At 54.6% G+C, this 14,554-nt stretch carries 18 protein-coding genes; 7 read left to right on the top strand and 11 right to left on the bottom strand.

What is annotated here, in order from left to right; translation table 11 throughout:
- Window positions 1-56: 56 nt before the first annotated feature.
- Window positions 57-419 carry a hypothetical protein gene (locus tag GOV79_RS10185; RefSeq protein ID WP_170789700.1) on the top strand — a complete coding sequence of 121 codons (363 nt, stop codon included), beginning with the start codon at window positions 57-59 and terminating at the stop codon, window positions 417-419.
- 4 nt (window positions 420-423) lie between these two features.
- Here the strand turns inward: GOV79_RS10185 and GOV79_RS10180 are convergent, their stop codons facing one another.
- The 3 genes from GOV79_RS10180 to GOV79_RS10170 form a co-directional block, all read right to left on the bottom strand.
- On the bottom strand, window positions 424-594 hold the full coding sequence (locus GOV79_RS10180; RefSeq protein ID WP_170789699.1) for a hypothetical protein: 171 nt from the start codon (window positions 592-594) through the stop codon (window positions 424-426).
- 322 nt (window positions 595-916) lie between these two features.
- Complete coding sequence (locus GOV79_RS10175; RefSeq protein ID WP_170789698.1) at window positions 917-2,593, bottom strand: terminase large subunit domain-containing protein; 1,677 nt, start codon at window positions 2,591-2,593, stop codon at window positions 917-919.
- Window positions 2,590-2,997, bottom strand: a complete 408-nt coding sequence (locus GOV79_RS10170; RefSeq protein ID WP_170789697.1) for a hypothetical protein — start codon at window positions 2,995-2,997, stop codon at window positions 2,590-2,592. Before GOV79_RS10170 ends, GOV79_RS10175 begins: the two co-directional genes overlap by 4 nt.
- Window positions 2,998-3,118: 121 nt before the next feature.
- Here GOV79_RS10170 and GOV79_RS10165 point away from each other — a divergent pair, with 121 nt between their 5' ends.
- Both GOV79_RS10165 and GOV79_RS10160 read left to right on the top strand, forming a co-directional pair.
- Window positions 3,119-4,192: a hypothetical protein gene (locus GOV79_RS10165; protein ID WP_170789696.1), complete on the top strand. Its 1,074-nt coding sequence runs from the start codon at window positions 3,119-3,121 to the stop codon at window positions 4,190-4,192.
- Between the two features lie 202 nt (window positions 4,193-4,394).
- Window positions 4,395-5,138 (top strand): HNH endonuclease signature motif containing protein, encoded by a 744-nt coding sequence (locus GOV79_RS10160; protein WP_170789695.1) that lies wholly within the window; start codon window positions 4,395-4,397, stop codon window positions 5,136-5,138.
- A 36-nt stretch (window positions 5,139-5,174) separates the two neighbouring features.
- Here the strand turns inward: GOV79_RS10160 and GOV79_RS10155 are convergent, their stop codons facing one another.
- The 5 genes from GOV79_RS10155 to GOV79_RS10135 form a co-directional block, all read right to left on the bottom strand.
- Entirely contained in the window at window positions 5,175-5,351 is a 177-nt protein-coding gene (locus GOV79_RS10155; protein ID WP_170789694.1) for a hypothetical protein, read from the bottom strand.
- A 289-nt stretch (window positions 5,352-5,640) separates the two neighbouring features.
- Window positions 5,641-8,028 carry a DUF5906 domain-containing protein gene (locus GOV79_RS10150; protein ID WP_170789693.1) on the bottom strand — a complete coding sequence of 796 codons (2,388 nt, stop codon included), beginning with the start codon at window positions 8,026-8,028 and terminating at the stop codon, window positions 5,641-5,643.
- A 382-nt stretch (window positions 8,029-8,410) separates the two neighbouring features.
- Complete coding sequence (locus GOV79_RS10145; protein WP_170789692.1) at window positions 8,411-8,611, bottom strand: hypothetical protein; 201 nt, start codon at window positions 8,609-8,611, stop codon at window positions 8,411-8,413.
- Window positions 8,608-9,105, bottom strand: coding sequence for a DnaJ domain-containing protein (locus GOV79_RS10140; protein WP_214648127.1), 498 nt, complete (start codon window positions 9,103-9,105; stop codon window positions 8,608-8,610). The genes GOV79_RS10145 and GOV79_RS10140 overlap by 4 nt, the downstream gene beginning before the upstream one ends.
- Complete coding sequence (locus GOV79_RS10135; protein ID WP_170789691.1) at window positions 9,102-9,335, bottom strand: hypothetical protein; 234 nt, start codon at window positions 9,333-9,335, stop codon at window positions 9,102-9,104. Before GOV79_RS10135 ends, GOV79_RS10140 begins: the two co-directional genes overlap by 4 nt.
- Window positions 9,336-9,448: 113 nt before the next feature.
- On the opposite strand from GOV79_RS10135, the gene GOV79_RS10130 reads away from it, so the two are divergent.
- The 4 genes from GOV79_RS10130 (at window position 9,449) to yddG (ending at window position 13,244) form a co-directional block, all read left to right on the top strand.
- A complete protein-coding gene (locus GOV79_RS10130) occupies window positions 9,449-9,976 on the top strand; it encodes a hypothetical protein (RefSeq protein ID WP_170789690.1) in 528 nt (175 codons plus the stop codon).
- Complete coding sequence (locus GOV79_RS10125; protein WP_170789689.1) at window positions 9,969-11,048, top strand: tyrosine-type recombinase/integrase; 1,080 nt, start codon at window positions 9,969-9,971, stop codon at window positions 11,046-11,048. Before GOV79_RS10130 ends, GOV79_RS10125 begins: the two co-directional genes overlap by 8 nt.
- 385 nt (window positions 11,049-11,433) lie before the next feature.
- Window positions 11,434-12,381: a transcriptional regulator GcvA gene (locus GOV79_RS10120; RefSeq protein WP_170789688.1), complete on the top strand. Its 948-nt coding sequence runs from the start codon at window positions 11,434-11,436 to the stop codon at window positions 12,379-12,381.
- Window positions 12,378-13,244: an aromatic amino acid exporter YddG gene (gene yddG, locus GOV79_RS10115; RefSeq protein WP_170789687.1), complete on the top strand. Its 867-nt coding sequence runs from the start codon at window positions 12,378-12,380 to the stop codon at window positions 13,242-13,244. The genes GOV79_RS10120 and yddG overlap by 4 nt, the downstream gene beginning before the upstream one ends.
- Here the strand turns inward: yddG and GOV79_RS10110 are convergent.
- The 3 genes from GOV79_RS10110 to GOV79_RS10100 form a co-directional block, all read right to left on the bottom strand.
- The gene (locus GOV79_RS10110; RefSeq protein ID WP_170772595.1) at window positions 13,241-13,405 is read right to left on the bottom strand and encodes a YdcH family protein; all 165 of its coding nucleotides are present in this window, start codon (window positions 13,403-13,405) and stop codon (window positions 13,241-13,243) included. The genes yddG and GOV79_RS10110 overlap by 4 nt on opposite strands.
- 124 nt (window positions 13,406-13,529) lie before the next feature.
- Window positions 13,530-14,300, bottom strand: a complete 771-nt coding sequence (locus GOV79_RS10105) for a tRNA1(Val) (adenine(37)-N6)-methyltransferase (RefSeq protein ID WP_170784950.1) — start codon at window positions 14,298-14,300, stop codon at window positions 13,530-13,532.
- Window positions 14,297-14,512, bottom strand: coding sequence for a putative signal transducing protein (locus GOV79_RS10100; protein ID WP_170353555.1), 216 nt, complete (start codon window positions 14,510-14,512; stop codon window positions 14,297-14,299). Before GOV79_RS10100 ends, GOV79_RS10105 begins: the two co-directional genes overlap by 4 nt.
- Window positions 14,513-14,554: the final 42 nt, after the last annotated feature.

Raw genomic sequence — 14,554 nt, 5'->3', positions numbered from 1 at the left:
TTACTTTTGCCCGGCAATACTATCTAAAGTTGTATAGGTAATACAGGAAAACAGCTATGACCCGCCTTGAAAAACTGCTCAACATTGTTGACGGCAACGAAGAAAAACGCGACTTCCTGAAAGACGTTGTGATCGCGTTCCTAGCCGACACTGAACTGGCCCATGACATTCAGAAGCTGGACGCCTTTAACGTGCCGCTGGATTTCACCTTTGAAATCACCGATTGGCAGGAACACACCTTTGAAACCGTTCCGGCGGATTGGTACAAAACCGGCGACCGCGCCCTGCTGCTGAAAGCGATGCGCGAAGAATTCAGCTTTGCGATGTGGGCCGTGTTCATAGCCAATTTTGCTGGCAACGCCTTACTGGACACTTACGGGTGGGAATTGCCGCCGCGCCCGGTTTTAGGGATTGAATAAATCCCTAAACAGTCGGTCTAAGCGTCTTAAGCACGTCCCAATTGGCCTGCATCCAATCGAGCAGTTTGCCCGCAGCTTCCTTGCCCGTCTTCGCGTTGTGGCAAATCTCGCACAACGGCAGAAACGGACCTTCATAAAAGCGTTCCTGCCAAGTCGGCTTGATCGTCATCTGCATACAGAAAGCAGCATCCTGCGCAATGTCGTCCCGGTGACCAACAAGGTGGTCAAGGTGCAACAGGTTCCAATGCTTCGGTCGGAAACCACAAAGCGCACAACACCCGTTACCAGACCCCAGGATTTCAGTCCGCACAGCCTTCCACCGGTCAGACAAATACCACTCCTGCCGCACACCGTCATATGCTTCTGCTCTACATTGCGGTTCAATCTTAGAAGTGGCTGACCGCAACCTTTCCCCAGCCATACGCAACCGGGTTCGGTCTTGCGCCTTCAGAGGGCGGCGGAGAGCGCCGGAGGAAGGGTGTTTAGGCATTTTACAGCTACCCTATCATTGACCCGACATCGACGACCTGATCCCGGCGCAAAATCAAAACGCCAGCCGCACACAATAAGGCCGCAACCGGGTCGATTTTCTTAGGAGCTTCAACACGTTCCAAAACCAGCGCAGCACCGGCCTCACGGGTGGTAACGTTGTTCATCGCGTAGCCAAAACAAGGTCCACTGTCGGCGCGCAAACGGTCTTCCAATGCCATGCGCTCTAAACGCCGAATTGGGTCGTTCAATCCGATCGCACTTTGTCTAACTCCGATCAAATCCGGCAACGAACCCTCAATCGTGTAACCGCGCGTGTCGGCCTCTTCCACAAACGCCGAAGTCCCTGCCGGGTCTGCCCCGATGCCGAACAGCTTACCCCCGTCACGCACCCGGTCGCACAAGTCCAGCATCTCGTAAATATCGGCTCCTGGGTCCACCAGCCTCAGATCACCGGCGCGCAGGAACACGTCAAAAGCGGACTTCTCTTTCGGGTAAAGATTGTAAGCAGATTCAAACAACCAAGCCTGTTGCCAGCAAGCCCAAATCTTGTCCGGCATCACACCGATGCAGGCCAAAGACGAAAAGTCGCTGGCCCCACCAATATCAATGCCAATCGCAATGTGAGTAGCCTCGTCAATCAGCCTATCCAGCGGCAACGGTTCGGGGGCAATCGCTTCCCAATGCTGGGCCACGTACCAACCTTTGTCGCGCAATGCGTTCGTGGGCTGCTGGTTCCAAAACTGACTGCGAGCAATAGCAATCGCCGCTGGTCCGGCTTCAAGTGCTTCCCGCACGGTACCCCGGTAAAACTCCTCGTCGCCAACGTTCGGGTACACCGGGATCAGGCACGGCCACACGCTTTCATCGCGCATCGGGTCCGGCATGTCAGGCCAAGGCTGGAAACCACAGTACAAAAACGCGGGGTCTACAATCTCACCGTCCCGCACCGCCATCCCGTATTCATAAAGCTGCTTGAATAATCCGCGCGGCATATCGTCGGAAACGGTGGAAATATAGATGATCTTTGCGGATTTATCGGTCGCCAACGCACCCCGCATTTGCGCTCTCAACTTGTCAGACTGCGGAGACTTACCAATCTCGTGCAACTCGTCCACCAAAATATGTCCGCGGATGCCCGTAACCGCTCCGGTGTCAAAAGCACGGACGTTCAATTTGCTGCCGTTGCGGCGGTCTTCAATTTCTTTGGTCGTCTCGCGGATGATAAACGTCTGCTCAAGCGCAGGGTCGGCCCTAATCGCACCGGAAATGATTCCGAAGGTCAACTGGCTGATCTGAATGGTCGGCGACAATATGGTGAATGAATTCTGCGGGATTTCATTCATAATCAATGCGGCCAGAAACAGCAAAGCACCGCCAGAAGATTTGCAGCACTTCTTCGGGGTACAGGCGAATGCCTCACGGATCACGTCATCGCCGAAAACAGCCATCCCGAAGTTCCGCAACCAATCAGAAGTTGGCAGGTCGCCAAAATGCGGTTGGCCCGGTAGGTTCGGCACCCGCAACATATTCACAATGGCCGAGAACTTCTTGGCGCGGTCTGTATCCAGTGGCAAACGCTCAAGCGTGATCGGCATCTCTTTGCGCTGCAGTCTTTCGGCCCAATCCAGCGTTGCTGTGGCGGGTAAATCCGCCGGGTCGATGGTGGGTTGCTGCTCCGTCACAAGAGGTCTCCCCACCGTTCATCCTTCGCCAAGGCGGTCTTGCCGTTCTGGGCTTTAGACATACGACCAGCCCGAACAGCTGGGTGGGCTTTCAATTGGGTTAAACCAGACCTTACAGAACTTGCAGCAGAGTTCGCCAGCTTAGACTGGGCTGCAAATTCTGCGTAGTTTTTGTTCTTTAGAGCCTCGATTGCCAAAGCTTCGTGCAAGGCAGCGCGTCTTTGGGCGCGAACCACCGTCGCAATCATCTCCACATCGGCTGGCAGCATTCCAGTTTGCACGGCAACAACGTCGGCAAGTTCCTGAAACGCCTCAGCCCATCTACCCGTCAAATCAGGGGGACAGGCTGAAAGATTTTCTGCTTTCGGTTTGCCATCCGAAATAGGCACGACTTTGTCGGTCATGTAGAAACTATAGCGCGGATATGCTCCCGATAAATCCCTAGAAAATATAAGCCTTTTCGCATCTGGTATAATCAAAAAGCAGTGGCTATTTATACCAAAGACTTAGAACTGGAGGCTTCTGATGAACACCCAAAGAGAGCGTTGCCCGGTTTGTCAACGTGCTGCCGATCGAGGTCGTTCAGGCGGAAGAGACAGCCGACTATATGACTGTGACAAGTGCGGCCAGTTTGAAATCTCGGGCACCGCCGCTGTATTACTTCCGGGTCGCCTGGAAGATGCTGGATCCATGGGACAAGCGCGCCTAAGTCACGCAATTCACCAGTTGCAGCGGTATGAAGCTTGGCCGCTGATAATGACGGAGCACCTCGACAACCTTATCAACGCACGACTTCCTCCTGTCGACGAACAGCTTTCAAACTTGGTCCGGTGGATGCTTGATCAGGTGGAAGATGACTTCTTGGCACCAATTGAAATTCCCGATTACGAGCGATTGGCAACAATTGTTGGCGCTAGAGATGGTGAACGTGTTCACGATCTTCTCAACTATGCAGTTAAATCCGGACTGATTAGGTGGGTGCCGGACACCTGCTTTGCACTCACAGTAGAAGGAAGCCGTTCTATGAAAGAACTTATGACAGATGATCTCACATTGGTGAAAAGTGATGGCGAGGTGACAAAAACAAGTATCAAGGGCCGTGTCACCAACGGAACTCTTGTCACCTTCGATGACTCCTTGCCCATTGAACCCGGCGACCTGTTTCTTCGTCGCCTTCCATCCGGTTTGGAAGAACAGTTCGTCGTGGACGATCCAGGGTACCAAGCGGCGGCAATGGGGATTGACGCACATTTTCAGGCGAAAGTTCATAGGAAAGATGCACCTGCACAGAGTCTGAACTCGATAGTGAACAATTTTCACGGGCCCAACTCACGGGTCAACATCGACTCCACAGACAACTCGGTCAACGTGTATCACCAGAACATACAGACCCAAATCTACAATGATCTCCGCGAACGGCTCTCCGATTTGGACGCTGACGCAACAACGATTGAAGCTATCCGGACTTCGATTGACGAAATGGAAAGTGCCCACGGGACACCGTCGTTCAAAGACAAGTACACGAGCTTCATGTCGACTGCCTCAGATCACGTAGGGGTGTTTGGACCGCTTCTGGCGACGTTGGCAGGGTTCCTGTGAGCAAAGCAGAATAATTTTAAAGTTAAACCAAGCCCCCCGCGCGCTTACCGCCCCCGCCACGTTTATTTTACACATACCCCCCCGCCCTCGTGTTGCCCGCCCGGCACTAGCGCTTCTTTTAACCTGTGCAAAGAGCAACCATGTTAATATCATGGTGAGACCATCCGGTGTTTGTCGGAATTTTTGAGGGGTACTTGGTTAGATGCAGGACATTGATTTCGTAATCGAACTACTAAAGTCGGATTACAGGACGCATCTTCCCGGTGAAAATCCTTACCCAGACTTGGAGGAACTGATTGCTCGTACGGACTTTGATTTCCCGACAGGTCAGGTAGCAGGCCAACGAGACAACCGCGCCATCAACCGAGACGGGATTAGCTACCAGTGCTTTCCAGACAGCGACAAACGAATTCTTGTGCACCGGTTCATCGTCGCGGTGGCCCTTGGTAAGTGGCCACCAAGAGATTTGGACGTTCATCACATCAACAACAAGCCTGATGATAACAGGCCGACAAACCTAGAGTTGGTCACTCGGAGGTACAACAACGAGGTTCGTCGCGCACCGCTCAAGAAAGTCACCGACCTTACCAAAGCGAATAAGTGGGTCAGCGAAATACCCAAGGTTGAGAAGAAAGCCACGAAAAAGTCCGCACGAAAACCAAAGCCGTCAATACTGTCGCCGGATTCCCCAATAGAGGCATTTGCACGTGTACCAGAACAGCGTGTGCCAGAACAGAATGATGGGCCCACCGGAACGTACAGATCAAAGCAACACTTAAGTTACTTTGTGAACAAAAGGGTCCCATCGACCGAGGAAGTTCTCAAACGATATTACACCGTTCCCGAGGACGTAGCCTGGACTGGAAAACGCAAGGGTGTGGATGATTGCTACTGGGAAGCAACCACGGGAATCTGGTATTACGTTGACCCGCGCAACGCTGAATGACCATCACCCCAGTCTGACCATTCAGTCATTCAACACTCAAATCCGTTCTGGTTCCTGCGGCAACACATAGTCTGGCGGTTCAATGCCATGAGCCTCAAGCCACTCCTTTACCACCAACCAATCATCCTGTGGGCCGCGCGTACACCGCATCTCGCGCGCAGATTTAAGCTTACACCTCAGGTCATAAGGAATGGTCATTGGCCAGCGTTTCATACAGATGTTCTAGGTTTGTTCCTGCAGTCCGGCAAGGTCAAAGTATCGGCTAAAAACCAGCGTAGCTCCGTAGCTCGGAAAAAGCTGGAAAGTTTTCTCCCCGGTACGCTCCGGCCCCTCCGCCTTCCTCCGGCCCTCTCTTTTACTACTTTTAACCTTTCCCCCTAGAAGTTATAAAAGAGAAGAGCTACGAGCTACGAAACGTGGATTTGGTATTGTTTTTACACGGTCTTTACCGTAGCTCGGACCGTAGTTCGGACCGTAGCTCGTCCCCCGACGTAGCTCGGAATTATTCATCCGTAGCTCCGGTTTCACCGTCACGTAGCTCTGGCGTATTTTCGTTATTACCTACGTTGTCAGCCACCACCAATGGACCCCCAGAATACAGCTTTTTGCCGAACGCCGAGGCCAACGAATGATTAAGGAATTCTGCCCGTTCCCGGTACACGTCGCCTTCTAATTTCCCGACGACCGTTCCGGGTTTCGCGTACGGAGATACGTTGCGTGGGCTCTGGTTTTCGCCGGGTCTAACCGGAAACACTTTTCCCGCAGGCATCAAGCTTTCATACCCGTGGCGACGCAACAGATCATAGGCTTGGTTCTTGGCTGAGAGTTTAGAGGTGATAATACCAAGGTCACGCCTGCGTTCGGTGATCCAGTTTGATACGTCTTGCCGGGTTAGGATTACGGTTTCGGGGATGGTTTGCGCGATTGCACCGAACTGTTCTTCAACTTCATCCTGCCCCCGAGCTTGGATTTCTGCTCTGCGTTTGGTGGCCGGGGCTTCACGAGTTATTCCCCGTTTCACGCCTTCTTTGGTTCCTAGTCGTTTAAGCAAGCGTTCAGCGTACCACTGCGCCCACCACATCAGGGCTTCGTCGCCTCCGCCGAAGAACCACGAGCGAAGGTCCTCAAACATCTGTTCGTGATCCGCCGGGTCTTTTTTGACTTCCTGTGTTTTGGGGGTAAAGAACCTGCGGTCTTGCCCGGCGATATTCAGCGCCGACATATGGTTGGAATTGAGCAACCAATAGGCGTGGTTTTGGGTGGTGAATTCGGGTTTGTACATTTCGCGGATAGAAACGGTTGGGTTGGTTATGAACCGTTTCAGTATTTCGTACATCTTGAAACCCGAGACTTCTTTGGCTTCTTCCAGCACGATCAGGCGTTTGTTTAGGGCAAACCCGGTATAGTCGGACTGTACGCCTTTGGACGATGGTTCAGCGACGTTGTGCGAACCCACCATGTGAATGAGCATTTCAGACAGTGTTGATTTGCCCACGCCGGGTGTTTCCGAAATCAGCATCATTGCATACAGGAAGCCACGGTCCGCTGTTTGGTTGCCAGCGACCATTGCCAGCCAGCGCATCACCAGTTTCTGTTCTCTGCGGTCTGGGATCAGATAGCGAATGAACCTCAAGAACGGCCTTACGTCACCACGTTTGGCTTTGACTTTAGAAGGCCAATACACATTCAAATATCGCGCGTTGTTGTGGCCGAATATTTCGCCGTGCGGCTTTCCTGGGTGAACGCCCAGCGCCGTTATTCTCTCAACGTGGGGGCTACCTGCTGTCAGCTTGAAGGCATTCTTTTCTGTGCCGGGTTGCGGGTAGCGCAGCGGGAATTGCTCAGATTTGAACGCATGGGTTTCTGTAGCAAGACGAATTTCCACCAGTTGGTCAGTGCTGTTCAGGAAAGCGAACTTGCGGGCGAAGTCATCCCGATAGGTGTAGTGGGGTTTTAGGTTGCCGTGTTGGTCTGGTCTAAAATCCACTTTCCACGGCCAGTCACTAAGGTAGAAAGACGCGAGGAAACTGTCGGCAGTCACGTTGCCAACCGGATCAGCAATGTCCCATTTGTTGGGCAAGTTAAGTTCCGAGGGCTTAGAAACGTACACCGAACGCACCCCAACCTGCATCAACGCTCTTACTAAAGTCAGCGCAAATTCTTTGCCGGGTTCGTCGTTGTCGGCGCTGATCCAGACTTCTTTGCCCCGCGCCCAGCTGAGGTCCGCTTGGTGCACCGCGTTCGCGCCGCCCATCAGCGATAGGTGTGTGAACTCTTTTAGTTTGTTGTGCCAAGCGTGGTTGGGGTCGTTTGCGGCGTCAACACACCCCTCGCCTTCGTGGATCATTGGGGTGTCGTTCTTGCCCAGACGGTGAATTCCGTAAACGGGCTTGGTTGTGTTTTTGTTTAAATCCGGAGCCCAGCCCATATACCAGCGATGGCCTTTGGTGTTGACGTTGTGGCCATAGTAAAACGGCCTGATCCACTTTGGTTCGCCTTCTGGGTCGCGCCTCAGCACCAGAGCCACAAGCCGGTCATCTTGGTTGATATACTCATAAATCTTGGTTCCGGGTTCAGAGGCTTCTTTCGGGTAGCCCACACCCTTGAACTGAGGCACAGGGTTTGAACGGATGAACTCGTGGTTCTTATGGGCTGCTTCGGTAAAGTCCGTTTCAACAGCAGATCCTTCGGCAATCATCGCCGCTTGAATGTCGGCCCTTTTACACCCAGCCGTACACAAAACATGAACAGTGTTCGGTTCGCTGCCGGGACGAATTACAAGGTTTGGGTTGTTGCGGTCATTATGGGCTGGGCAGAAGCAGTTGTTGGACTGTTTGTCGTTGTCTCGTGCTTCTTCTACTGCGCGTTCGCGTTGAGTTGTCAGATTCATTGTAAACCCCCTTAAAGATTTCGGTTGGGGGCTTTACTCGCTGGGTCCTCGCAGCTAAACTCAGGGTTGTAAAGCCGTGTTTGGTACCGTTGTGGTCGGCTTTACACCGCCACAGAATTACGGAAAACATTGGCCCACGACCCCTCATCCGGTCGTGGGTTCTTTTCTTTAATCCTGTAGCTCTGTAATCAGCTGCGTTCGTGCATAAAACACACGCCAAATATTCGCCTTTAAACAGACGCTTATCAGGGGTATATTTCTGGCAAGCTTGGGACATTTTCCGTTAGTTCTGTTCCTTGTTGTATTGACCCTCGGTCTGCCAAGATGCGGGGGTCAATTTATTTTCGAACGCCACAACCTTATCGCGATTTATTGGCTCGGGCTAGGTTTTGGGTTCGGCGTTGTCATAGGCTTCGGTGGCCGGGTTGTAGATCAACAGCCGCACATCGGCGTTTAAGGCGTTCACGATGGCTTCGGCGGTGCGCAGTTCGGCTTTGGTTTCAACTTTGACGCCATAGCCATTGGCGGCAGCGTGTTTGATCGCACCGATCAGTTCTTCGTCGCGCAGGGTCATTGGTTTCATGCCACCACCTTCAATTTCGCCTCGGCTTCCGCCCACGCACCGCGAACAACGGACAACAGGCCAGCCGTTCCACCAGCGTCTGGGTGGGTCAGCTTCACCAACCGGCGATAAGCGGCCTTGGCTTCAGCGTGGGTTGCGTTCGGCTCAACACCGAGGATGCCCCAGCAATCGGACTTCACAGGAGCAGCCTTGGGGGCAGTGCCACCCAAGCGTTCTTGCCTCAGATGTTGCAGCAACGCGGCTTTGCCTTCGTCACCGAGTGCCGCATATTCATAAGAATAGCCTCTGTGGTCGCGTAGCCATTTACCGTTAGCACCAGGCTGCATCTGGAAGTCGTGAATGTTGAATTGCTTCCGGTCGATTGCGGGGTGTGAAAACCGCAGTCGATTGTTGTGTGGCGGCTTGGATTGTTCGGCCTCAACGGTGACCCATTCAGTCCTTGTTGGTTTCCGCCTCTTGGCTGGTCGCATCTTGAAGTGAATAGTGACGGTCATGCAGCGTCACCCTCGCCACCGACCACGTGCTTGGTGTTTCGGTCCCGATAATCAATGATTACCTGCCCACGGATGCGCTTGGTGCGCGGACCGTATTCGACGAACTCCAAGTGGCGCTGGCGCATCAGAAACAGCACAAAGCTCACATTTAAATTCAAGGCCGCAGCCGCTTCCTTGGGCGTGTATTCCCGGTTCGGGTCTACCGCCGGAGTTTTCACCTCCATATTCATACTATACTCCAATATAGGTCTATAACGGTATAGCTCCCTATACTATAACTTTACTTCCCCGGTAAAGTCCTATACTAAAAAAGATAAGAGTTAGCGTACAGACAGGAATACAGATGATCGACAAGCGACAACAAGCCTTGCTCCGTGAGATAGCGGACGCACAGGACAACGAACTGCGGTTCAGGGCTGTGCATTACCTGATTGCGGAGTACGTGCCGCGAACCGAAGCGCAGATGGGTGCGTTGGCCGCAGCACTGGCCGAATTGACCGGAGCCACGGACCTCGGGCCGCTGGAGAGCGTTGTAGAGGCGTGTAAGCTGTTAAAGCTGGCCTATGTAACCGGTGAGGGCAACGAGAGCGCCCTCTATCCGGTGCCAAATGCGGCCAGAATGGGGAAAGTGGCTGAAATACTCGGTCCACATCTGGTCTGGGAATTCACGGCCAAGCATAACTTCTTCCCCAATGCACGCGACCCACTAACCGCAGTCGCTGTATCTGGGGTTCACACAATCATCGAAGGCAAGAGCATCATCCGTTGCGGGTATTGCCACCGCCACATCGTCCCCAAGCGGTCGTCGGCTGCTTGGTGCGGCCCAAGCTGTAAGTCTGGCGCACAGTACAGGAGGAACCGAGATGGCTAGCATTGAGCGCACAAAGACCAAGAAAGGCGAACCGCGTTGGCGGGTGAAATCAGAACGCACCTTGCCCAACGGCGAACGTGTTCACGCGCCCTCAGCCACATTCAAAACTTACGCCGAAGCCAAGGCAGAAGCTGCCAAGCGAGAATTGGTCGGCGGAACCTTCGGCAAGGGGTCACTGGCCGCATATCTTAGCTCCTGGGTCGACTACCGGGAACGCATGAACCTTATTCGACCGAGCACGGCTGCGGGTTATAGGTCAGTGATTGACGACGTGAACGCACACATAGGCTCGGTGCCATTGGCGAAACTGTCGGTCGATGAAATCGAATTCTGGTTGTCGGCAATGCGTGACCGCGGAGTGGGGGCAAGTTCACTGGTCAACTTCAAGGCAATCTTGAGCAGTGCGCTGAATGACGCGGTGAAGTCCCGCAAGATAGTCTACAATCCGTGTTCCGCTGCCCGGTTGCCCAAGACGCCACGCCACGGAGAACGAGTGGTGCCGCCACTTGAGGATGTTAGACGGTTTCTGGACGCACTTGACCTCACCGAACACGGGTTGCTGTATCGGCTATGCGCGTTGACCGGACTTAGACGCGGCGAGGCAGGTGGACTGCTTTGGGACAATGTTGACCTTGACGGCAAGCAACTGCACGTGCGCCGGAACCTAACGCGGGACAAGGCCGGAGAGTGGGTGTTAGGACCGCCCAAGACGCGTACAAGCGAAAGAACCGTTCCGCTTGTCTCTGACGCTCTCCACGTGCTGCGCAGGGCGAAACTTAAGGCGGGGGGCAGTGACTTCGTGTTCCCCGGTAAGACCGGTGGTCCACGGTCAATGGGTGCGGCGTCAGATGCGGGTCGCCGGGTTAAGCGGAACTTGGGGTTGCCACAAGCATTCAGTCCGGCGCACGGGATGCGCAACTTTTTTGCCACGATGATGCTGCGCAACGGGACGGACATTCGAGTGCTTCAAGGTATTATGGGCCACGCATCGCCGGAACAAACGATGAGTTACCAGAAACCGGACGACGATGATCGCGCTCAAGCGATGAACGCTATGGATGGCTTGCTGTAAAACGGCGGGGAAACGGCGGGGAAAGGCGTAGTTTTTAGGAGCCTTTACCGTAAGGAGCAATACTTAGCGAATACAACAGTATTGTTACCAAATAAGAAGCAGCCCCAGTACCGCAAAGCAATACTGGAGCCGCGTATTATCCCGTAAGAACGCGCGCGCTGCGCTCAGCGGGAACCAAATAGCCACTTCACCAAGTCACCGATCGCGCGGGACCGTTCGAAATGGGCACGCCGAAAGGCGCGGGCGACAGAGGGGCTGGAGGTAGCCTCGATCATGACAAGTATCCTTTCAGTTCAGCTTTGTTTGACTTGAGATCAATATGAGGCTTATTTTCTAGAGCGACAAACGAGCTTTTTTCTGATCTCAATTAAGAATTTCTTGCCCTATGAGCGACTACCTTCCGCCGCTGACCGCCTTGCGCGCCTTTGATGCCGCCGCCCGTCACATGTCCTTTGCCAAGGCTGCTGAGGAACTGCATGTCACGCCCGCGGCCTTGTCCTTTCAGATTAAGTCGTTGGAGGAACATCTGGGACGCCCCCTGTTTCGTCGCCTCAATCGGGCGGTGGAATTGACAGAGGCTGGGCGCGCCTTAGCCCCTGGCGCGGCAGACGGGTTCGCCACATTGCAAGCCGCGTGGCAGGCCGCCCGGCGGCAAGGGAATGATACCAGTCTGACCGTTACGGCGGGCCCGGCGTTGACGGCCAAATGGCTAGCTCCCCGACTATATGACTTTGCCCGAGCGCATCCTGAGATCGACCTGAAGTTCTCGGCCACATTACGTAACATGGACCTCGAACGGGACGATGTGGATGTGGCGATCCGCTTTGGCTATGGCGGGGATGAGGGCCTGTATTCCGTGCCCGTCCGCAAGGAATGGCTGACCCCGGTGATGACCCCGGATTTGGCCGAACAATTCCCAACGCCTGAAAGCCTGCGGGAGGCGCCATTGATCTTTGACGACTCGATTGCGTTTCTGCGGCCCCCGTCTGACTGGCCCACCTGGTTTCGGGCCGTCGGGGTAGACTTCAACCCACAGCACGGCGCGCATTTTTCCAACGCGGATCATGCGATTGACGCGGCAGTTGCCGGAGTGGGCGTCGTGCTCGGTCGAAGGGCTATGATTATCAAGGACCTGGCGGAAGGCCGTTTGGTCGCCCCCTTCAAGGTCGCAATCGAGACCATGGGACGATTCCGGTTCCTGTGTCTGAAAGGGGCCGAAAGCAGACCTCAGATTGCGGCATTCCGCGATTGGTTCATGTCCGAGATTGAAAAGACTGCGCACTTATCGGATGAGTTCGAAATCATTCCTGTGGAAGAGGTACCCGCACCGTGACAAGAACGCACGCAACAGGAATCGGTTTTGTCGCCGTCCTGCTTTGGGCCCTACTGGCCCTCTTTACGGTTGGGTCCGCGCCCACGCCGCCTTTGCTGCTGAACGCCCTATGCTTTTCCATCGGGGGGACGCTGGGATTGGTTTGGACATGGGCCACAGGCGGGTTGAGTCAGCTTCGAGAAATCCCCTGGACCACCTATCTGTTCGGGACAATCGGTCTTTTTGGCTATCATGCGCTGTATTTCTCGGCTTTGCGAATGACCCCTGCCGCAGAGGCCGGGCTGATCGCCTATCTGTGGCCTCTGCTGATTGTTCTGCTCTCGGGGCTCTTGCCCGGAGAACATCTGCGGATCGGCCATTTGATCGGAGCCTGTCTGGGTTTCGCCGGGGCCGCCGTGATCATCGCGGGTGGGGGTAGCAGCGGTTTCCAGGCCGAACATTTGCCTGGCTATGCACTGGCACTGCTGTGCGCGCTGACATGGTCGGGCTATTCCGTGCTGTCGCGTCGTCTGGGCGACACGCCAACCAGTTCGGTCGCTGTGTTCTGTGTGGCCACGGCCGTTGCCTCGGGCCTTTTGCACATCGCCATTGAAGAGACAGTCTGGCCAGAAACCATTCTGAGCTGGGGATCGGTCATAGCTCTTGGGCTGGGGCCCGTTGGCTTGGCGTTTTATGTCTGGGATATCGGGGTCAAGCAGGGAGACATTCAAATTCTGGGCACGTCATCTTACGCGGCCCCGCTTCTGTCTACGCTTGTTCTGGTGGTCGCCGGGATCGCCGCCCCAAGCTGGGGTCTGGCGATCGCGGCCGTTTTAATCACTGGCGGCGCTACAATCGCCGCCCGGGCCAGTATGCGCCATTAACTCGACAATCGCTCAATCTCTTCCTTGAGCTTTAGTTTCTGTTTTTTGAGCTGAGCAATGTGAAGGTCGTCGATACCAGGCGAGCGTTGTGCTTGTTCAACTTCAAGACCGAGGTTTTCGTGCTTTTTCTTCAGTTCGGTCAGGTGTGCGCTCACGCTCATGGCGGTACTCCTCTGTTGATGTCTGAGTTTCACGTAAGAAGTTGAGCACATCGTTTCCACCCTGTCACGCTGCGGGTGCATAGAAAATATAACAAATCCGACAAAATCGGCTGGTTAATGCCTGTCAGCTGGAAAATCCGGGCAAGCCAGCCCCTTCGCGCAATACGGCCGAAACTGGCGGAGTGTAACTGTCACCGTCTACCTCATGGCGCTCACCTGAATGGAGAACCAGCGGGGCATGCAGTTGAAACGCGGCTTTTCCGCCCTTTCTAGCCCTCAGAATAACCAGTTCAGCACGTCGACCAACACGGGCGGATAATGGCAATACTTCGACAGACCCCAAGCACCCCTCGCAGGCGGCCAGCATATCTGGTAACCGGTCCGCTTTCTGAATCATGTGCAGATACCCCCGGGGGGCAAGGCGTTTGGCCGCAGTCTCGATCCAAAGGTTCAACGGCGTGTTTTCACCCAATGCGGCGCTACGGCCTTCATCCGCCGCAGGGCTGTGCGCTCCGGCCCGATAATAGGGCGGGTTCGCAATAACGTGATCGAACTGGCGCTGTTTGAGATCGGACGGCAAAGCGGTCAGATCAGCCTCAAAAACCTCAAGCGTGGTGCCGTTCTCAGCGGCATTCCGACGCGCCAGATCAGCATAAGCAGGCTGCAATTCGACCCCCACAGCCTGCAGGTCTGGCACCCGCGCCAGCAGACATAAAACGGCGGCCCCAGCACCACACCCCAATTCCAGAACCGTCTGGCCGGGCATTGAGGGTACAGATGCGGCCAATAAAACAGGGTCCACGCCTGCGCGATACCCCTTACGGGGTTGCCGCAGGCGCACACGTCCTCCCAAAAAGTCATTTCGGGTCAGGTCGGCGTCAGCAAACAGTGTCATCGACCCAAAGGGATATCATTGTCGTGCATGACACGTTCGGCGCGGGTCAGGTCATCGGCGCGCACCATCAAGCGGCGGGGGAAGATTCCGATGCCACCTTCGAGGATGCTCATATTTACGTCCATCTGAAAGCAGTCTATATCCTCGCCCTCAAGAAGAGCGGATGCAAAGGCCAGAATCGTCGGATCAGTGCTGCGCAAAAGTTCTTTCATGGGGATGGATGTAAGGGCAAGGCGGCCGCGATGTCGAGCCTT

The sequence above is a fragment of the Ruegeria lacuscaerulensis genome, from assembly GCF_013034745.1.
Classification (GTDB): domain Bacteria; phylum Pseudomonadota; class Alphaproteobacteria; order Rhodobacterales; family Rhodobacteraceae; genus Ruegeria; species Ruegeria lacuscaerulensis_B.
The sequence above is the reverse complement of the archived record's forward strand: the minus strand, read 5'-3'. Positions and strand labels throughout refer to the sequence as shown.